Origin of the sequence: Paenibacillus ferrarius, assembly GCF_002027705.1 — a bacterium.
Taxonomy (GTDB): Bacteria; Bacillota; Bacilli; order Paenibacillales; family NBRC-103111; genus Paenibacillus_E; species Paenibacillus_E ferrarius.
Window position 1 is genome coordinate 158092 of record NZ_MBTG01000010.1, and the last position, 18899, is coordinate 176990.

Genomic DNA, 18899 nt, shown 5'->3' on the forward strand with positions numbered 1-18899 from the left:
GGGGAATTAATGAATAAGTTAACCGATTTCTCAATGAAAAATATAACGGCAATCTTCATTATGATGCTGCTCTTAATTGCGGGAGGCAGTTATTTTTCCACGACATTAAAGGTGGAAATGATGCCCGATACTTCATCTTCTAGAATTTATATCACTGCTCAGTATACAGCTTCGCCAAAGGATATTTTGGAACAAATCACCAAGCCACTTGAGAAAGCCGTGTCTGGTTTAGATGGATTAAAGAATCTTACATCCAGCTCGCAGGACAATTACGCGCAAATTGTTGTGGATCTCGAGCAAGGCAAGAAATTAGATGACGCCAAGAAAGATATTGAGAGCCTAGTTGCCAATGTTCGACTACCGCAAGGTGTTGAGAGGCCAAAGGTACTTACTGCTGGTTTCGCCTCTAGTCCCGTCTATTATATGGCGGTATATGGAGGGAATGGGATGAATCAAAATGAGCTGGATAAGGTATATAAAGATACTATCCTGCCTGGTTTTGAATCGATCAAAGGTATTGATCACGTTGATTCGGTTGGTAATCAAGACGCCATGTTGACGATAAAATTGGATGCAAGAGCGATCAATAACTATGGGATTAGCCCGATCCAGGTCTCAAACTTAATTCAAGCATCACTTGTATCCAGCCCTGCGGGCTCCGTGGAAGTTAGTGGGAATTCGCAGATGGTACGTGTTAAAGGTCAACTCAACTCCATTTATAAGTTGGATAATCTCCCAATATCGACACCGAAAGGGGATACTCTGGTACTGAAACAAATCGCTAAAATAGAAGCAATCAGTGAGTCTTCCTTCATCGCCAGAGTGGATGGTCAGCCAGCGATAGGAGTACTTTTGTACAAAACAAAAGCGGCAAATGCCGTTGAATTTGCCAATACAGCAGATAGGATGATGACGGAGTGGGAACAGACACTGCCCGGTGTAAAGTTCCATATTGTGCTTAATGAAGCTACTTCCATCAAAGAATCTATTCATGGCATGGTTCAAGAAGGCAGTTTAGGTGCGATATTAGCATCACTTATGATATTGCTCTTTTTGCGAAATGTACGAATGACTTTAATCGTACTCGTCTCGATTCCGCTTTCTATACTTATAACTTTATTGTTCATGAATCCCCTAGGCATATCGCTTAACATTATGACATTAGGGGGCTTAGCTATTGCGATCGGACGTGTTGTTGATGATAGTATTGTTGTGATTGAGAATATATACAGCCAATTGCAAAAAGCACATGATCGCAATGAATCCGTCATCAAATTGGCGACTAAGCAGGTTTCTTCAGCCATCACTTCGTCCACAATTACTACAGTCGGAGTTTTCGCGCCAATCGCTTTCGTCAGTGGGGAGATTGGGGAAGTATTTCGCCCTTTTGCTCTAACGCTGGCTTGTGCACTGTTATCTTCACTTTTAGTGGCATTGACAGTGATTCCTATGCTGGCAAAGCTCTTAGTCATGAAAAGCAGCAAAATCCAGCATCATAATGAAATACAAAAAGGCTGGATGTTGAACAGATATAAGAAGGCATTGGTATGGTCGCTGCAAAATAGGATTAAGACTCTAGCCATTGCTGCGCTTGTATTCGTTCTATCAATCGTGCTGATCGCACCGCATCTCAGTATAGCTTTTATGCCATCAAGCGAGTCGGATAAACAAGTGGTTTATCTAATTCAAATGCCAAGAGAAACCTCGTTCGAGATGATGAATGCCAAGTCAAAGGAAATTGAAGTGATGCTTCGGGATGCCAAAGATGTGGAAGGCAACGCTATTTTCAACTATAATGAAGCGCTTGTTGGGTATGATTTTAGCATGGATCGCGCCGCGTATAAGACTACGATGTTTACAGAGGTTAGCCAAAAGCAAGATGCTAAGACAGCAATGAAACAGTACGAAGGCGAAATCCTTAATCTGCTTCCCAAAGGCTCAACTGTGAACAGTCAACTCATTAGTTTTGGGGATGGTGGTGGGAGCGGCCCAGACTTCTATTACTTCCTGATAGGTGACGATCAGTTATATCTAGAGCAAGCAGCAAGTATGGTCAAAGAGAAAATGAAGGAGTTTCCTGAACTAACGGATAAGAAAGACAGTTTGAGCGAGTCGAAGAGCGAGATTGAAATCACGGTTGATGAGAATAAAGCCCAATTGTATGGATTTACAACCACAGAAGTGCTGGAAAATGTGCATAACTGGATTAAGGTAGAGAATCTTGGTGATTTGAAATTAGATAATATCACCTATACGACCAAAGTCATGTTGGATTCCAAGTTTAAAGATTCAGCCAATCAATTAGGTAATCTATTTATGAGTACACATACCGGGCAAACCGTTCAATTGAAAGACATTGCGAAAGTTAAACAAATCGATGCAGCGGTTTCCATACGTCGTGAGTCTCAGAAGCAGGTAGTGTTTGTTACGGCGGTAATTGACAGTAAGGATAAAGGAGGTGTCAGTAAAAAAGTATCAGAGGAACTTGCCAAATTGGAACTGCCGTCCGGTGTTAGCCATGAGTTGAAGGGTGTATCCAAAAATATTGATAACAGTTTCATGCAAATGTACGCCGCCATGGCTGCATCGATTTTTATTGTTTATCTTGTCATGGTGCTTGCTTTTGGCAATGGCAGGGCTCCTTTCGCTATTTTATTCTCACTGCCACTCGCTGTTATCGGTGGGTTACTAGGGCTAATAGTGACCGGAGAATCGGTTAATGTAACATCTCTCATCGGGTTCTTGATGCTGATTGGCATTGTCGTTACTAACGCAATAGTATTGATTGACCGTGTTCAACAGCTTATAGAGCAGGGACACTCCGTTCACGATTCACTTGTTGAAGCAGGCTTAACGAGACTAAGACCCATTATTATGACTGCAGGAGCAACCATAATAGCCCTAATGCCGCTGGCACTTGGATTATCCAAAGGGACTATTATTTCAAAAGGCTTGGCTGTAGTGGTTATTGGCGGTCTTACGACTTCAACGCTTCTTACACTGGTCATCGTGCCAATTATCTATCAGCTTATCTACTCTTTCAAAGTTAGAGCTTCCGGATCCAAGATGAAAAAGCAGTCAAGTTTAAGTCAGTAGTTTACATGAGATAGATAAAGAAATCATATTTCGTAGGTTGGTTCATTCGCAAGCTTGAGTACTCCTAGCGGGTTCTCATAGCATCCACGTAATCTTTGGCAGCTTTTAATGAGAGGCCAGTGACATCCCTTAATTCTTTGATGGCCTCTATTTTCTTACCGCTTATCAGCAGATGATGCAGCCGCTGCTCCAGCTCCGGGGCAAGTTCCAAAGCAAATTGGGGCTTCACGTAGGAAACGGGGGCAGCCGTTGCTTGTTTGGATAAAGGATAAGCTTCCGGCCGGCCCTCCAGACGTGCAATAGCGTATTTCAGTTCATTCACTCGAGCTTGCAGGCTGATTAGCCGAAGAATAAGAAAGACGGATATCAGTAATGAAATAATTGCCAAGATTTCTGCTCTTTCCATACAGGAACCTCCTCTTTTTATTTTATATATTAACCTATATTTACCAAGTTGGGAAATTTAGAACTTGCCTTGCATAGTAAAATCACTTGACTTGGAGTTAACTCCAAGGAGTAAGCTATATATATGAAGAAACAACACCTATTAGAAAGTGGGGAACTACTAAATGGAATATGTGAAACTTGGAAATACGGGCTTGGATGTTTCTCGGCTTTGTCTTGGATGTATGAGCTTTGGCGTAGCAGAGCGGTGGGTTCATCCGTGGGTGCTCGATGAGGAACATAGTCGTCCTATTATTAAAAAAGCGCTGGAGCTTGGTGTCAATTTTTTTGATACGGCGAATGTATATTCAGATGGAACAAGCGAGGAGATTGTTGGGCGAGCTTTAAAGGACTATGCCAATCGAGATGAAATTGTCCTTGCAACGAAGGTTCATTTCCGCATGCATCAAGGTCCAAACGGAGCAGGACTTTCCCGGAAAGCAATAATGAGTGAAGTAGATAAGAGCCTTAAGAGATTGGGAACTGATTATGTTGACCTTTATCAAATCCATCGCTGGGATTACAGTACGCCTATTGAAGAAACGCTGGAAGCGTTGCATGATGTTGTGAAGGCTGGGAAGGCAAGATACATAGGTGCTTCTGCGATGTATGCTTGGCAGTTCCTAAAGGCCTTGCATGTAGCCGAAAAAAATGGGTGGACCAAGTTTGTATCGATGCAAAATCATTTGAACCTCATCTACCGTGAAGAAGAGAGGGAGATGCTGCCGCTTTGCAAGGAAGAAAAAATCGGTGTGATTCCATACAGTCCACTCGCATCAGGAAGATTGACGCGTGATTGGTCGGAAACAACGCACCGCTCTGAAACCGACCAAGTGCAGAAATCTAAATATGAGGCAACTGCAAACACAGACCAATTGATCGTAGAGCGGGTTGCAGCTATTGCAGAAAAGCATGGCGTTCCCCGCGCACAAATCGCTCTGGCCTGGTTGTTGCAGAAAGAACCAGTAACAGCTCCGATTATAGGGGCTACGAAAATATCTAATCTCGAAGATGCAGCCGCCGCTCTTTCAATTACGTTAACATCTGAAGAAATTGCCTCGCTGGAAGAGCCGTATGTTCCTCATCGCGTCATAGGTGCAGTTTGATTTGTCAGGTCGTAAGAGAAGTTTTGTGAAGCCGAGTTACGCAATTAATAATAGTGGAACGTGCTTCGCGGCGGCTTCTCTTTTTTTACATAAAATTTATATGTTTTTGGGTTTGGGGCAGCGAAGCTTCCCCCTTAAGGACCGTCAGGAAGTTTGCCCTGACGGTTTTGCTTATTTCACGCAACGGACAGCATTGTGCGGCAATTATAACGAAGGAGCAAGAAACTTTACGGATTCTGGAAACGTATAATGATTGAATTGAGAGTTACAGATTGGGGGCGCTGATAAGGTGAATCAATTACCTCGAATATTATTGCTTACAGCGAGTTATGGTGCAGGCCACTTACTAGCATCCTACGCAATCAAAGAATATTGTCTTCATTATGGACTTGCACACGTGCAAATCATTGACTTAATGAAAGAGGCGCACCCACTCTTAAATAAAATATCAACAGCCGTGTATATGGGAAGTTTCCATGCTGCAAGATTCGGGATCAACTACTATGGTTGGAGCTATTACTTAACACAAAAAACAAATCCCAGCAGTCCTGTTCTCGCGGGATTAAATCGCTTAGGAAACAGGCAGCTTGTAAATATTATCAGAAAGGAACAACCTGACGCGATTATCAATACATTTCCTTATGGTTCGGCACCTGTCGTCGGACATTCGCTAGGAATTCCTACGTTCACGATCATCACCGATTTCTTGATGCACGCAAGATGGCTTCATCCAGATATTAACAAATTCTATGTAGCAACAGATGATTTAAAGCAGGATATGATGAATAGAGGGGTCCATAAAGAGCTAATTGAAGTGACAGGTATACCGATCCGCGAAGCTTTCGAAAGGCATTCCTATCCAAACGAAAACAAGCGAAAAAAAATGATCCTTTTATTAGCAGGTTCACACAGTGAGCATCATCTAATATCAGAAATGATACGTAAGCTTTTAGCTTTAAAGGGAAATCATATTACAATTGTATGCGGACGGAATACAAAGCTGGAACAATTTCTGCATCATCAATTTGGCGGTGTTTCAGAAATTACAATTTTAGGATTCATCGATCAAATGAATGAATTAATGGCGTCAGCCGCATGTATTATAAGTAAAGCAGGGGGAATAACATTAGCAGAATCCCTCGCGCTAAAGATTCCAGTTTTCATATTTCGGCCGTTCGCTGGACAAGAAATGGACAACGCGACTTATTTTTCAAAAAAAGGCGTTGCATTCATTTCTTATCATATATATGAATTAGTTAACCAGATTCAAGATTATTTATCTAATGATGTCTACGCCTCTCAAATAAAGTCCAGAATGGAAATCTTTCATCGAGAAAGAGCTGCTGAACGTATTGTCAAAGACGTTATAAAACATATTCTTGGATACAATAAAAGAATTTCAGCCCCATCTTCATAATGAATCTGGATGACCATCCTCTTGGGAAAGAGTTGTGATTGGGCATGAGCAAATTGTTCTGGATCATATTTTTACTATTGATGCTCTATACGATTTTACCAACTATCCTGATTCGTCTGTTTGGATTATGGATGTACAAAAAGAAAAAGTCTGGCAGCGGGATAGCATTGACATTCGACGATGGTCCCGACCCCGAGTTTACACCCATTCTACTAGATCTACTTCAAAAGTATCAGATTAAAGCAACCTTTTTTGTGCTAGGATCCAAAGCGGAGAAATATCCGCAATTAATCAAAAGGATTCATCAGGAAGGGCATTTGATTGGGATTCACAATTACGTTCATTGGGCGAATGCATTCATGACCCCTAATAAGGTGAGGAGACAATTAGATTCTTCGGTGAATGTGATTGAGAATATCATTGGGATTAAGCCCATCTATTATCGGCCGCCATGGGGAATTATTAATTTATTTGATTTATTGCTGCTCAAACAATTTCGATTGGTTTTATGGTCTATTATGGTTGGTGATTGGAGAAGTAAAGGGGGAAAAGAACGAATAGAAACCCAATTACTTGCCAAACTAAAAAACAACGATGTCATCGTGCTTCACGATAGTGGTCAAACTTTTGGAGCTGACAAAAATGCGCCAAAATACATGCTGGCAGCTTTGGACGATTTTTTGGAAATTTGCCAGCATCGCGGGTATCATTTTTTACGAATCGATACGTATATGCAGCTGAATAATTTGGCGAAGCAGGGACCCGCACCGCTACTGAAAAGATTGATTATTTATTTGTGGCTAAAATGGGAGCATTTGTTTCACAGGCTTTTTAATATCCATCCCATTGATGTCAACAATCAAATCTTTTATAGCAGGGTGCGCAAATATCACGGTAAAACGATCCATTTGGCAAATGGGGAAGTAATTAGTCCTGGAGATAAGGTCGTCGAACTGCATTTCAATAATGAGAAGCTGTCTCAACTGATTGCCGAATCAAACACAATGGTTCAACTCGCGGTAAATATGATACGTGATGTACAGCGTTTCCTTCCCAAGATGACGCAGTATCTCCATCGTCACACGGAAGTTAAAGGCATTTACGGAATAACAATGATTCATCGAGGGTCCAAACAATTAGGCTTTACTGTGGAGGAACTTCCAAAAGGATTATTTAACTATTTTACTCTTATCTATTTAAGAATCCTATTATTCGTTCTTCATCCAAACGGTAGACAGCGGATAGATTTGAAAAAAGGATTGCTCTCGCCGCGCATTGTAGCTATTTCGGTGCTTGAGCTTAAAAGAAGATACTCGGCCGAACCAGAGCTGTTAACGATTTCGGAACCTGTGAGCCACTATCAACGGCAATAGGCATAACTAGAGAAAAGCTGATTGGCGTTATCTGCCGATCAGCTTTTTGATTTAAGGATTCGAATTAACGTGCCTTTGGAAAAACGCGTTTGACAATCTCGGTAAATTCCTGAAAGAATCCACTGATTGGATGGCCTAACTTGACATCTGAGACATATCTGTTAACGCGATCAACAAACTCAGGATTGGTGGAAACATAGACATTCTGAATGTTCGGATCGGCTGCCTTGACTTGCTGAGCTATTTGATGCTCCATGTCAGAACTCAGTTGACCTTGATTTGCGTTAATGACTGCAGCGACATAGGCATTTTTTCCGGTAACAAGCACATTAGCTTGTTTGACCCCGTTTAACTTAATAATCTGATCCGATGCCTGTTTGGCAATTTGAACTCGATTATCAGTATTTGCTGTTGCTAAGGGTGTGATGTGATTTTGTTGCATGTGTACGCCTTGCTGCTTGACTTCATTTTTGGCTTTATTCGTACAGCCTGTCGAGACCATTGCAAGAATACCAACGGATATCGCGATTCCTGTAGTCGCAAGTTTCTTTTTCATGCTCATTAAACGTATTGCACCTCCTAATTAAGATGCTTTTAATATGCACAATATTTAGAAATCCATGTTAGAGTAAGGGAATATTATTTTGAGTTCGTATAGATAATCGCAATTTCTATATCTTCCCACCCGTGTGTTAAAATGAGGGGTGCTTCGTCTTGGCCGCGCCAATCGCCTAACCGGGTCATATTCTATTTTTTTATAAGCAGGTGCAGAACATGAGAAAATCCTCGAAAACTCCGATACACAAGCAGATTGCCGATGTATTCGCAACGCTGGCTTTCACTTACCGGCAAGTTTTCATTTTTGAGCTTCTATACAAGACACTTACGCTATTCATATTTATTCCGGCGATATCTTACATCTTTCATTGGCTTCTCCGCTTGGGCGGGTTTGCCGGCGCCACGAATTACGAGCTGCTGCATTTCGTTGTTAGCAGATACGGTTTTTTAAGCATGCTGATTTTGGTTCCAATCGCTACGATTCTTATCTTTATGGAGTTTGCGGTTCTGATCATCATTGCCTATTACGGGCAAAACAAACGGAGAATCGGGCTTCTTCCGGCTTTTCTGCAATCACTCGCCTATCTCCCTTCGCTTTTCAAATACGGGTTCGTAGGTTGGGCGCTCTACCTGCTTCTCTTTCTCCCATTGAGTTTGAGCCTAGGATCCTCTCTGCTGCCCTCTTTGGAAATTCCGAATTTCATCTCAGGCGAGCTGTTCAAAACGGGCGGAGGCACGCTTCTCTATATAGGCGTGCTTGCGGTCATAGCTTTCTTCAACGTTCGGTGGACCTTCCTGCTGCATATGATTGTCATCGAGGGGACAGCCCGCTTCCGGCAAGCCGCCAAAAAGAGTGCAGCCATTCAGAAAAAAAGTTATATCCGAATGGCTGTGGTGATGCTGAGCGTATTTCTTTTGTTTCTGATCGTCGTGGCTTTGCTGATGGCCTTGATCTTAGGGATTGTGATCTTCGTTTATTACAGATTGCCTCAACAGACAGAATTGGCTGAAGTCGTGCGATCTGTCGTTTCGAAGAGTGCTGTCATTTCCCTGTACATTGCCTCATTATTCGTAACGCCGCTTTATATCACCACGCTTACCAAGATGTACACTACTAAAGCGGACCCGAGCCAGGCCGTGCTGCAAATGCCTGACGGTCATGCCAACGAAAACCGTTCCTCTCCGAGCTACGGATTACTGCATAAGCATAGAAGCAAGCTGATCATACTCGGACTGATCACCGCCTTTGCGACAGCGCTTGTACTTGTTCCGGCGATCGGAGATGTCCAGCTTGGCGATAAGAAAGCGACGATTATGGCTCACAGGGGATATACGTCCAAAGGTCCCGAGAATACGATCGAAGCGATTCAAGGCGCCATTGCGGCCCATGCCGATTATGCGGAAATTGACATTTTGGAAACGAAAGACGGAGAACTCGCGGTTATTCACGACACCAATCTAAAAAGGCTGACAGGCCGCAATGCGGAAGTTTATGATCTAACGATGGATGAGTTAAGGAAGCTGGAAGTGAAGCAGGGGAATTTAACAGGCCGAATCAGCAGTCTTGCGGAAGTGATGAACGCGGCTAGAGGACAAATTAAGCTGAATATCGAAGTGAAAACACATGGCAAAGAACATGATTTGGTGAATACCTTCGTGAGGACCATGCGTGAAAATAATTTCCAGGCCCATTGCGTCGTGCAATCTCTGGATTATGAAATCGTGCAAAAGATCAAAGCCGCGGAGCCTGAGCTTCAGGTCGGATATATTATTTTCGCCGGCGTTCCTGATATCAAGCGGATTCAGGCCGATTTTGTCGTCATGGAGGAATATATGGTTAACGAATCGGTGGTCGCTTCGGCCAATCAACAGCACAAACCGCTCTACGTATGGACGGTGAACGAAAGTGATAGTATGCAACGCTTTTTCAGCATGGGCGTCGACGGCATCATTACGGATTATCCCGAACTTGCCATTTCTCTTGAAGAAGAACTGCGCAGCGGTTTTATGGCTTCCTTCATGCAATGGCTCAACACCCTGCGGATTTAAACGAGGAATGTGACTCAGAGGTCTGCAGGCAGAAGAAAAATAGGCGATTGACCGCAGTTGTGCGGCTGAAGGGAATGAAGCGCTGCGATGAACTTGAACGAGCATATTATGCTGTGGAACCATGCTTCAATTAAAATGTTGGATGTACGCTATATACTTCTGGAGCAGGGCGATACATTGCGGGAATACAATCTTCCGGCCAGCACCTTCCTGTGCGCTGTTCGCGGCCGTGCGAAGATTTGGTTGGATGATTCCATACATAGTGTGAGCAGTGTTCAAATCTTGCACGGTGCCCTTGAAGCGCAACTCGCGTTTATTGTCACAAGCTTCCTAGGGAAATGATGATTTGCGGGTGAGGAAGTTCGAGTATGAATGATAATGGGACGGAGCTGTGTGTATGGACTGCTCCGTCCTATTTTGTTTAGAGTGATCGGCCGCGTTCTTGAGCAAGCATACGACTGGGGTTGCGCAAGAGTTGAGGCTGCTTGTGTGTTGTCTAGTAGAAAACATCTCTGGACCCCGAGTTTTTTGCAAACCTGCAATTATGCATCTTTTTGTTTGCTGGAGCAGCCTTTCCCCTTAAATGCCTGCAATTGCGCATCTTTTTGAAGCTTTTTTCTGAATAAAGGACGGAAAAGCTGAAAATACCTGCACAATTGCAGGTGTTTTCACATTTCAGATGATTTGGAGTAAAAAAGCCTGCATAATCGCAGGAATTCCGATTCTCAAGCTTTATGCGGCTGTGCCGGCAGAGCTTTTCGTTGGATTGGCGATTAGTTTACCCACGATTCGCCCCACCCATTGCGGCAGAAAGAAATTCAACACAAAGACGATGATGAAGGCGATGCGCCAAGCCCCCAACCAATGACTTGCAAATTCTGAGGTGAAGCCATGCATGGCAACAGCAGTCAAGACGAAGGACAAGATACACGTCATGATGAGTGAAATAGTGAATGCATAGACGATTAACTGAGCCTTCTTAAATTGGTTTGCGAAACGACGAACTCTAACCGGAAGGAAAAAGTTAAGTCCAAACGCAATTACGAAAGCAATGCCCCAGTCTCTCATCCATGCGCTCATGAAATGTGCGATAAATCCGCCCTCGAGTACATAAGTCATGATACCAGACATGATGAACGTTAACACGATCGACATCGTGGAAATGAAAGTAAGCTGACGATACTTAGCATGAATTCTCATTTTGATAAACTCCTTAGTGGTTGAATATGTTCTGGAAATTAATATAACCTGTTTCGCGACAATAATCAAGTGACAAATTTACATATTTGTCACTTGATCACTTAAAAAAAACCATTAGTCACTCTCCGTTCGATTATGTTCCGCATATATATACTGCGAAGTCACCATCTGCTCTCCAAGAAACGTGAGTTCATATCTCTACAATAGAATAACAGGATTACTCAATCATTTGGCTAATCTAAATTATGGGATATTATGATATTATAGGAATAAATATGACGAAAGAGTGAGTTTAGTTCTGCGATAGATGTATATGGAAAGAATGACCAGCTTCCAGAAAGTGAATGGCGGTTCTCAGCAGGTGATGGACCCTAACTCCGAACTTGGACAAGCAGAAAAATTATATAACTCTATATGTAGGAGGGGTTTTTTATGAAGAACGAGATTGCTAAAGAAGTACTGACCGAATTCGAACGCTTGTCTGATGATGATAAAAATTCACTATCAACTGCACTCGAGCATCACTACGGCAAACAAGTAAGATTCTTAATAGACGAATTATCCAAAATGGACCAAAAGGATTTGCAAAATATTAAATCAATCATTGGTGGAATGATAATTACGAGGGAGTATGCGGCAGATATTCAAAATGTCCATGCCAGTTTAAAAGATAGAGATTTGCCTTCTAGAATATCATTTGGAATCATTGGAGGGAACGATTTCCACTGAAAAAAAGCTAGAAAGAGGCCCACATATACGATATGTGGGTCTTTTATGCATGAACATTGAATAAAATTATTATTACAGGCAACAATTTCTAATAACATAGTAAAGAAGGTGGACCCGAATGAAAGATAAGAGACGAGAAGATGCATGGATAGAGAATCATGATATAACTTTAGCCAAAACAGTTATTAGTCATATCAAAAATGGCAGTACGCAGCTTGCAGCATTTGAAGAATCAGCGAGTAGAATGAATCGGACTGTGGCGGCTTGTGGGTTCCGATGGAATAAAGAATTGCGCAAACAATACGAAGCTGAGATAAACGATGCTAAATTGTATCGGATTAAACAAAAACAGCAAAAAAGAGACGTTCATCCAACTGTCTCTGCAGTTCGAGCACTGGATGATGAGGGTACTTCAATCAAATATGATGAAGCTTTCAGACAAATCATTCAGATTGCGAAGGATCAAGCGTTTAAGTTTGAGCAGTTAATTCAAGAGAATTCGAAGCTCAGGATTGAAATAAACGATTTGAAAAATCAAAAGACTCATAACTTTGACTCCAATAAATCGAACGAAGATGTTGCGGCAGAGGATCTCCAAACGTTTCTGAAAATCATGAATAGAGCAAGAAGTTTAACATCTTTAAATTTGAATATTTGATTCAGACGACTGCAATCACTCTTCCTTCTGGGGTGAATGCAGTCTTTTTATTTTGGAAGAGTATATATTCCGCGAATTGGATAAAAATACGTAGACGGAAATGAATGGAAGTCGGCAAGGTTAGGAGGCATTAGCGACATGGCCATGTGGCAATGGTATAAACGGAGGGCAAGACGAAGTTCCCTTAACCAGCAGCAGCTTGGAAAGTTTCCGCCTAAGGCGATTCCTGTCAATGAGATGATGGAGAAAAAAGAAAATGCACAAATCAGTCCGCATGTTGAAGCGACGATTGCATTCGTAGAGCAAGTTCTTGGCGACAATGATGATTTCGTCATGCGCAAGTTTCACATTTTTGGCCAGTACTCGGCAGTCGTTATGTATTTTGAAGATTTGATTGATAAGCAGTATTTGAACGAGCATATCCTAAAACCGTTAATGCCAACTTCGTCGCAAAACGAAGGCCATGCGAATAGCATTCCGTTGAAGGAAGTTTTATTAAACGATACCCTTTACGCCTGCGAAGGCAGGACGGAAGGACGGTTAACGGAGGTCGTTCAGGCCATTGTGCAGGGTGAAACGGTTCTCTTGGTGGAGGGGCTGGAGGAAGCCTTCCATTTCAACACTCGCCATGTGGATAAGCGATCCATTACACAGCCGGAAACTGAGCAAGTTATCCGCGGAGCACGGGAAGGCTTTATTGAGTTATTGGGTACGAATCTTTCCCTGCTGCGCTATCGACTGCCAACGCCGGATCTGCGGGTGAAAACGATTCGGATAGGACGTGTGACCAAGTCCAAAGTGGCTGTTTGTTACTTGGACGGTATTGTGAACCCGGAGCTGGTTGAGGAAGTGTTTAACCGATTATCCTTGATTGATATTGACGGGATTATTGATATTGGCTATCTGGAGCAATTTATTGAAGACAACCATCTCTCTCCTTTTCCGCAAATTCAAAATACAGAACGACCGGATAAGGCGGTCGCCAATCTCTTGGAAGGCAGGGTCATCCTGTTGGTAGATGGCTCGCCATTTGCATTGATCCTACCGACAGTGTTCAGTCAGTTCTACCAGACGGTGGAGGATTATTCGGAACGGTTTCTCCTAGTTAGCTTTATTCGATTAGCACGACTGGTTGCTCTTATTTTCTCTTTGATATTCCCTTCCTTGTATGTGGCGTTAATTTCGTTCAATCCGGAGCTTATCCCGACGGAATTCGCGGTGGCGGTATCGGGGGGGAGAGCTGGGGTACCGTTTCCTTCTGTCATCGAAGTGCTCGTTATGGAAATTTCTATGGAAGTGTTGAGGGAAGCGACTTTGCGTCTGCCTCAGCAGGTCGGCGGAGCGCTCTCCATTGTGGGGGTGCTGGTGATCGGACAAGCTGCGGTTGCGGCAGGCTTCATCAGTCCGATTACGGTCGTTATCATCGCTTTAACAACGATTGGCTCCTTCGCCACACCGGCCTACAACGCGGCTCTCGCATTACGGATGCTCCGTTTTCCGCTTGTCATTATAGCAGGCATCTTTGGCTTGTACGGGGTGATGATCGGTTTAATTCTAATCGCCAACCATATGCTCTCGCTACGATCATTTGGTGTCCCCTATTTAAGCCCCATTGTCCCTGGGAATTTCGAGGGCATGAAAGATACAATCGCTCGGTTTCCGCTCTGGTCGATGCCCAAGAGGCCGGTACTTTTGCATACGCCGAATAAAACCCGCTTGGGTATGGATGTTGAGGCATTCAAGGAAGCGCCTAATAATACCTTAGATCCATTGAAAGTAGGGAATACAAGGAGGGGGAAGACAGATGGAGCAAGCTCGCCAAGTAACGTTGATTCAAGCGGCGATCATACTGATTAGTACCATTGTAGGCGTAGGCGTGCTAGCTCTCTCGCTCTTTGCTGTCAAAGCTGCCGATTCAGCCGCTCCGCTCGTTACGGTGATGGGGATCATCATCGCTTTCTTTGGGCTTTGGTTAATTACCCTGCTGGGTATGCGTTATCCGAATCAATCCATTATTGAATATAGCGAAGCTTTGATCGGTAAGTGGGCGGCTTGTCTATTCAGCATTTTAATAATCGTCTTCTTTGGCATAATCACGGCGCTGGCATCACGCGAGTTCGGTGAGGTCGTTGTGACGTCGGTATTAACCAAAACACCGCTGGAAGTGACTGTTATTGTCATGCTTTTGTTAGCTGCCCTTTCGTCCCGTGCGAACATGACGACCTTTACCTATTTTCATCACTTTTATTTTCCAGTGATTGTGTTTCCTCTCGTATTGATCGTTGTTTTATCGCTTAAAAACGCGCAAATGGTCTATTTATTTCCAGTGTGGGGCAATGAACCTAGTGGGATATTCGGGGGAACGCTGACAATGGCTTCCTTGTTCCAGGGATCTTTCGTCATGACCATCGTGATTCCTGCAATGCGCCGACCGGAAAGAGCCAAGATATCGAGCTTCGTCGGCATGTTGATTGCGGGAGGACTTTATTTGCTTATCGTCGTTGCGACGGTAGGCGTGTTCGGGGCGGAAGAGGTCAAAAATTTGGTTTGGCCAACCTTGGAATTAGCCAAAACGACGTCGCTGCCTGCTAATATTTTGGAGAGGTTGGATGGAGCTTTTCTGGCTGTTTGGGTTACAGCGGTGTTTACTACTTTGCTCTCCTCTTATTATTTGGCTATTCGTTTTCTAACCCAACTATTGCGCTTGCGCGATCACAAGATGTTTTCTTTTTTCCTGCTTCCTTTCATCTATGTCATTGCCATGTTTCCACAGAATCTACTCGACATGTATGCGTTTATTCAAATCGTCGGTCGTTGGGGCTTGCTCTTCACGGTCGCATACCCGTTTGGTTTGCTAGTAATAGCCCTGATTCGACAGAAAAGTAAGGGGAGCCGGGGTGATCAAGTTGTGGCTGAGTCGGATTAAACGGCTTCTCGTGTTCCTGCTGCTCGTACCTACGCTTACAGGATGCTGGGATCGTTTGGAAATCGAATATCGTGCTGTTGTTCTTGCCATTGCCATTGATGAGGTTACATCCGAAGACAAGAATGAGAGCCGCAATGCCACTCAAATCATAAAGAATAATGGGAGCTCCAAAAAACCATTAATAAAAATGACTGTGCAAATTGCTGTACCTGGACGTATTCCCTTAGGGCCAGGAGGAACAAGCGAAAGCACAGCCGGACAAAAGCCGGTTTGGGTGCTCAGCAGCTTTGGCACTACGATTGACGACTCGCTCATGAATCTTCAGCAGCAGCTGGCCGATCGATTATTTTTTGGGCATTTGAGGGTCATCGTAGTCTCAGAAGCGCTCGCGAGGAAGGGGATTCAGAACGAAAAAGATTTCTTTCGACGTCAGCCTCAAGTCAGAAGAACGGTTTGGATGGTTGTTTCCAAAGGGAAAGCGTCAGAGTTCATGCATGCTACTCCGCAATTAGAACGTGTTCCGTCCTTATATCTGCTCGCCACTTTGGACCATGCGACTGAAATGGGGATGCTTCCTAATTATTTCCTGGGGGTTTTTTATAGTGCCAGCTCTGCCAAAGGACAAGAAGGGGTGCTTCCTTACCTTGATCTGAAAAAAGCATCAAATATTGAAATTGCCGGTTTGGCTTATTTCAAAGGCGATAAAATGAAAGGAACGACTACGCCTTTGGAAATCGGTCATTTTCTGGCGATGAAACAGATCAATCCTGGCGGTTACAGTGTGATGGAGCAGTTTCCCGGTTCGGACACGTCTATTTTCTTTCAATCCACACACCGCAAAGCGAAAATAACGACATCGATTCAAGATGGCAAAGTTCATGCCACGGTTGTGTGCTTAATTGAAGGGGATTTGCGTGAGAAATCAAATGAAAATTTAACCATTTCCAAAGAAACGCTGAAACAATTAGAACAAAAAATTGAAAAAGACGGAAAAGTCAGCTTTGAAAAATTGATTCAACAAACGCAAAGCGATGGCAGTGACATTTTTGGTTTCGGTGAGAATGTGCGCGCTTTCCAGCCGGCTTATTGGAACAGAGAAATTAAAAGCAAGGAAAAATGGGAAGACATGTACAAAGACATAGCCGTTGACGTTAAATTACACATTAAAATTCGGCGTATTGGTACCAAAACCAAATAGCGCAACTAGAGAGGAGGGGAGCATCGATGATTACTTTTAACTATTATACGATTATGCTGCTGCTGCTCTCCGGAATTCTGGTTTTGTGTTTCGACGTGAAAATCTATGTGAAAGAGAATATGAGCAAAGAAAAAAAAGGCGCGCTTTTTGTAGGATGGCTTAATATAACGTTGTCTGGCTTGTCATTAATCGGATATTTCATTTATGACAAATGGTTCTGGAAGTGAAGTTTGTCTCCACGATTTGTGCGCGATTTCTAAAGTTTATTGCTCGATTCTAGTATACTAATGCACCTGCCCATTCCTTATACTTGAAGCAACAGGGAGGTGTACGGTATGAAGTCAACTGAGCTCCACATACCTAACGTACAAGTAAAGACAGTCAAGAAAATAAAAAGATGGGAAACCCCGTATATCGGTTATTTGTTTATGGCGCCTTGGTTGATCGGATTGTTTGTTTTCATCTTATGGCCAATGGGATTATCGCTATATTATTCCTTCACCAACTTCTCTTTGCTGGCGAAACCGACATGGATCGGCGCAGAGAACTACTCGCAGATTATCATTGATGATGACAAGTTCCTTCAGTCCTTGAAAGTCACACTGCAATTCGTAGTTTTCTCCGTGCCGCTGAAGCTGATCTTCGCTTTGCTGGTTGCGATGCTGCTGCGCAAAGAAATAAAGGGCATGTCCTTCTATCGCACGTTTATTTATTTTCCTTCTTTGATCGGAACAAGCATCGCGGTTTCCATCTTGTGGCGGCAAATTTTCGGACAGGACGGCTTCATTAATCATTTGTTAAGTTATTTCCACATAGCTGGAAAATCGTGGATCGGCGATCCAAGCTCGTCGCTGGGAACCTTGATTATTTTGGCCGTATGGCAGTTCGGCTCGACGATGGTCATTTTTTTGGCGGGTTTGAAACAGATCCCGAATGATCTCTATGAAGCTTCAAGCGTTGACGGAGCCTCGAAGTTCAGACAGTTTATTTCGATTACACTGCCGATGCTTTCGCCTATTCTGTTATTCAATCTCGTCCTGGCAACGATCCAGTCGTTTCAAATGTTTACACAAGCATTCATTATTACCAAAGGCGGTCCGGCCAATTCCACCTACATGTATGCTTTGTACTTATATGAACGAGCTTTTGATCAATTGCAAATGGGCTATGCTTCAGCGCTGGCTTGGGTATTGTTAATTGTTATCGGCGTGGCAACAGCACTTATTTTCGTTTCATCCAAATATTGGGTGTTCTATGAATCGGAAACAGGGGGGAAACAGAAGTGATCAGAAAAATATCCGGCAGACAGATAAGCATTCTTCTCTTCAGCCTAATTATGATCTATCCGGTCTTGTGGTGGGTTGGGGCTTCTCTGAAGGATGACAGTGAATTGACGCTTCCCGGGCTATTTCCCGAACATCCAGTTCTCAGTAATTTCACACAAGGCTGGAGCGCCATTCCGAAGTTTTCATTTACCCATTTTTATGCGAATACCTTCGAACTGGTTATCATTTTGATCGTGTTGTCGTTGGTTTCTTGCAGTTTAACGGCGTTTGCCCTTGCGCGTTTGGATTTTCCCATGCGTAAATTGTGGCTGGGCATTCTTCTGGTCACGATGATGCTGCCTGGGCAGGTCACATTAATTCCGCAATACACGATGTTCCATTCCATGAACATGATCAACACGTATTTGCCTTTCATCATTCCTCATCTGCTGGCAGGCGGCATTGGCGGTTCGTTCTTCGTTTATTTGCTCGTCCAATTCATGCGGGGAATTCCAAGAGAGCTGGATGAGTCGGCCAAAATGGATGGCTGCAGTTGGTTTGGCATATACTTCCGCATCATGCTTCCCTTAATTCGTCCGGCCTTGGTGACGACCGCGCTTTACTGTTTCTTGTGGAATTGGGACGATTTCTTCGGCCATTTGATTTATATCAATTCAGTAAGCAAATATACGGTGGGATTAGCCATTAAACTGTTTGTTGACACCCAATCCGGTGACGGATCTTGGGGACAGCTGCTTGCCATGTCGTTAATTTCAATCGTGCCTTCCACGATTTTCTTTTTCGCTGTGCAAAAACAATTTGTTGAAGGCATTGCCGCAGGTGCACTCAAAGGTTAATATTAAAAGGCTGCAGAGATGTA

17 protein-coding genes are annotated in these 18899 nt (G+C 43.4%); 14 read left to right on the forward strand and 3 right to left on the reverse strand.

The annotated features are described in order from the left end of the window. The first annotated feature begins 9 nt into the window (after positions 1–9). The gene (locus BC351_RS12230; protein ID WP_079412297.1) at positions 10–3096 is read left to right on the forward strand and encodes an efflux RND transporter permease subunit; all 3087 of its coding nucleotides are present in this window, start codon (positions 10–12) and stop codon (positions 3094–3096) included. 64 nt (positions 3097–3160) lie between these two features. On the opposite strand, the gene BC351_RS12235 is transcribed toward BC351_RS12230, so the two are convergent. Next, positions 3161–3502, reverse strand: coding sequence for a ribosomal protein L7/L12 (locus tag BC351_RS12235; protein ID WP_079412301.1), 342 nt, complete (start codon positions 3500–3502; stop codon positions 3161–3163). Between the two features lie 163 nt (positions 3503–3665). On the opposite strand from BC351_RS12235, the gene BC351_RS12240 reads away from it, so the two are divergent. The 3 genes from BC351_RS12240 (at position 3666) to BC351_RS12250 (ending at position 7436) form a co-directional block, all read left to right on the forward strand. Then, positions 3666–4646, forward strand: coding sequence for an aldo/keto reductase (locus BC351_RS12240; protein ID WP_079412303.1), 981 nt, complete (start codon positions 3666–3668; stop codon positions 4644–4646). A gap of 289 nt (positions 4647–4935) precedes the next feature. Then, complete coding sequence (locus BC351_RS12245) at positions 4936–6063, forward strand: MGDG synthase family glycosyltransferase (RefSeq protein WP_079412305.1); 1128 nt, start codon at positions 4936–4938, stop codon at positions 6061–6063. Positions 6064–6107: 44 nt separating this feature from the next. Then, positions 6108–7436 carry a polysaccharide deacetylase family protein gene (locus BC351_RS12250; protein ID WP_079412307.1) on the forward strand — a complete coding sequence of 443 codons (1329 nt, stop codon included), beginning with the start codon at positions 6108–6110 and terminating at the stop codon, positions 7434–7436. A 64-nt stretch (positions 7437–7500) separates the two neighbouring features. Here the strand turns inward: BC351_RS12250 and BC351_RS12255 are convergent, their stop codons facing one another. Beyond that, positions 7501–7998: a YhcN/YlaJ family sporulation lipoprotein gene (locus tag BC351_RS12255; RefSeq protein WP_079412309.1), complete on the reverse strand. Its 498-nt coding sequence runs from the start codon at positions 7996–7998 to the stop codon at positions 7501–7503. A 212-nt stretch (positions 7999–8210) separates the two neighbouring features. On the opposite strand from BC351_RS12255, the gene BC351_RS12260 reads away from it, so the two are divergent. Together BC351_RS12260 and BC351_RS12265 are read left to right on the forward strand one after the other, a co-directional pair. Further along, positions 8211–10043 carry a glycerophosphodiester phosphodiesterase gene (locus BC351_RS12260; protein WP_079412311.1) on the forward strand — a complete coding sequence of 611 codons (1833 nt, stop codon included), beginning with the start codon at positions 8211–8213 and terminating at the stop codon, positions 10041–10043. An 87-nt stretch (positions 10044–10130) separates the two neighbouring features. Beyond that, positions 10131–10385, forward strand: coding sequence for a hypothetical protein (locus BC351_RS12265; protein ID WP_079412313.1), 255 nt, complete (start codon positions 10131–10133; stop codon positions 10383–10385). 390 nt (positions 10386–10775) lie between these two features. Here BC351_RS12265 and BC351_RS12270 read toward each other — a convergent pair whose 3' ends face one another. Continuing rightward, the gene (locus BC351_RS12270; RefSeq protein ID WP_079412315.1) at positions 10776–11243 is read right to left on the reverse strand and encodes a DUF2798 domain-containing protein; all 468 of its coding nucleotides are present in this window, start codon (positions 11241–11243) and stop codon (positions 10776–10778) included. A 432-nt stretch (positions 11244–11675) separates the two neighbouring features. Between BC351_RS12270 and BC351_RS12275 the strand changes: the two genes are divergently transcribed. From BC351_RS12275 to BC351_RS12310, 8 genes are all read left to right on the forward strand, one after another. Beyond that, on the forward strand, positions 11676–11972 hold the full coding sequence (locus BC351_RS12275; protein WP_079412317.1) for a hypothetical protein: 297 nt from the start codon (positions 11676–11678) through the stop codon (positions 11970–11972). Positions 11973–12090: 118 nt separating this feature from the next. Continuing rightward, on the forward strand, positions 12091–12630 hold the full coding sequence (locus tag BC351_RS43885; RefSeq protein WP_079412319.1) for a hypothetical protein: 540 nt from the start codon (positions 12091–12093) through the stop codon (positions 12628–12630). Between the two features lie 138 nt (positions 12631–12768). Next, positions 12769–14487 (forward strand): spore germination protein, encoded by a 1719-nt coding sequence (locus tag BC351_RS12285; RefSeq protein WP_425270917.1) that lies wholly within the window; start codon positions 12769–12771, stop codon positions 14485–14487. Further along, on the forward strand, positions 14435–15556 hold the full coding sequence (locus BC351_RS12290; protein WP_079412321.1) for a GerAB/ArcD/ProY family transporter: 1122 nt from the start codon (positions 14435–14437) through the stop codon (positions 15554–15556). The genes BC351_RS12285 and BC351_RS12290 overlap by 53 nt, the downstream gene beginning before the upstream one ends. Then, positions 15528–16754: a Ger(x)C family spore germination protein gene (locus BC351_RS12295; RefSeq protein ID WP_079412323.1), complete on the forward strand. Its 1227-nt coding sequence runs from the start codon at positions 15528–15530 to the stop codon at positions 16752–16754. The genes BC351_RS12290 and BC351_RS12295 overlap by 29 nt, the downstream gene beginning before the upstream one ends. A gap of 26 nt (positions 16755–16780) precedes the next feature. Continuing rightward, positions 16781–16981 (forward strand): CLC_0170 family protein, encoded by a 201-nt coding sequence (locus tag BC351_RS12300; protein ID WP_079412325.1) that lies wholly within the window; start codon positions 16781–16783, stop codon positions 16979–16981. A gap of 108 nt (positions 16982–17089) precedes the next feature. Further along, positions 17090–18040 carry a carbohydrate ABC transporter permease gene (locus tag BC351_RS12305; protein WP_079412327.1) on the forward strand — a complete coding sequence of 317 codons (951 nt, stop codon included), beginning with the start codon at positions 17090–17092 and terminating at the stop codon, positions 18038–18040. Positions 18041–18090: 50 nt separating this feature from the next. Next, entirely contained in the window at positions 18091–18876 is a 786-nt protein-coding gene (locus BC351_RS12310) for a carbohydrate ABC transporter permease (protein ID WP_079412420.1), read from the forward strand. Positions 18877–18899: the final 23 nt, after the last annotated feature.

Coding starts and splice junctions, on each gene's coding strand:
- BC351_RS43885 (WP_079412319.1), top strand. CDS start 12,091: ATGAAAGATAAGAGACGAGAAGATGCATGGATAGAGAATCATGATATA.
- BC351_RS12260 (WP_079412311.1), top strand. CDS start 8,211: ATGAGAAAATCCTCGAAAACTCCGATACACAAGCAGATTGCCGATGTA.
- BC351_RS12305 (WP_079412327.1), top strand. CDS start 17,090: ATGAAGTCAACTGAGCTCCACATACCTAACGTACAAGTAAAGACAGTC.
- BC351_RS12250 (WP_079412307.1), top strand. CDS start 6,108: ATGAGCAAATTGTTCTGGATCATATTTTTACTATTGATGCTCTATACG.
- BC351_RS12290 (WP_079412321.1), top strand. CDS start 14,435: ATGGAGCAAGCTCGCCAAGTAACGTTGATTCAAGCGGCGATCATACTG.
- BC351_RS12300 (WP_079412325.1), top strand. CDS start 16,781: ATGATTACTTTTAACTATTATACGATTATGCTGCTGCTGCTCTCCGGA.
- BC351_RS12230 (WP_079412297.1), top strand. CDS start 10: ATGAATAAGTTAACCGATTTCTCAATGAAAAATATAACGGCAATCTTC.
- BC351_RS12270 (WP_079412315.1), bottom strand. CDS start 11,243: ATGAGAATTCATGCTAAGTATCGTCAGCTTACTTTCATTTCCACGATG.
- BC351_RS12240 (WP_079412303.1), top strand. CDS start 3,666: ATGGAATATGTGAAACTTGGAAATACGGGCTTGGATGTTTCTCGGCTT.
- BC351_RS12285 (WP_425270917.1), top strand. CDS start 12,769: ATGGCCATGTGGCAATGGTATAAACGGAGGGCAAGACGAAGTTCCCTT.
- BC351_RS12255 (WP_079412309.1), bottom strand. CDS start 7,998: ATGAGCATGAAAAAGAAACTTGCGACTACAGGAATCGCGATATCCGTT.
- BC351_RS12265 (WP_079412313.1), top strand. CDS start 10,131: ATGAACTTGAACGAGCATATTATGCTGTGGAACCATGCTTCAATTAAA.
- BC351_RS12235 (WP_079412301.1), bottom strand. CDS start 3,502: ATGGAAAGAGCAGAAATCTTGGCAATTATTTCATTACTGATATCCGTC.
- BC351_RS12310 (WP_079412420.1), top strand. CDS start 18,091: ATGATCTATCCGGTCTTGTGGTGGGTTGGGGCTTCTCTGAAGGATGAC.
- BC351_RS12275 (WP_079412317.1), top strand. CDS start 11,676: ATGAAGAACGAGATTGCTAAAGAAGTACTGACCGAATTCGAACGCTTG.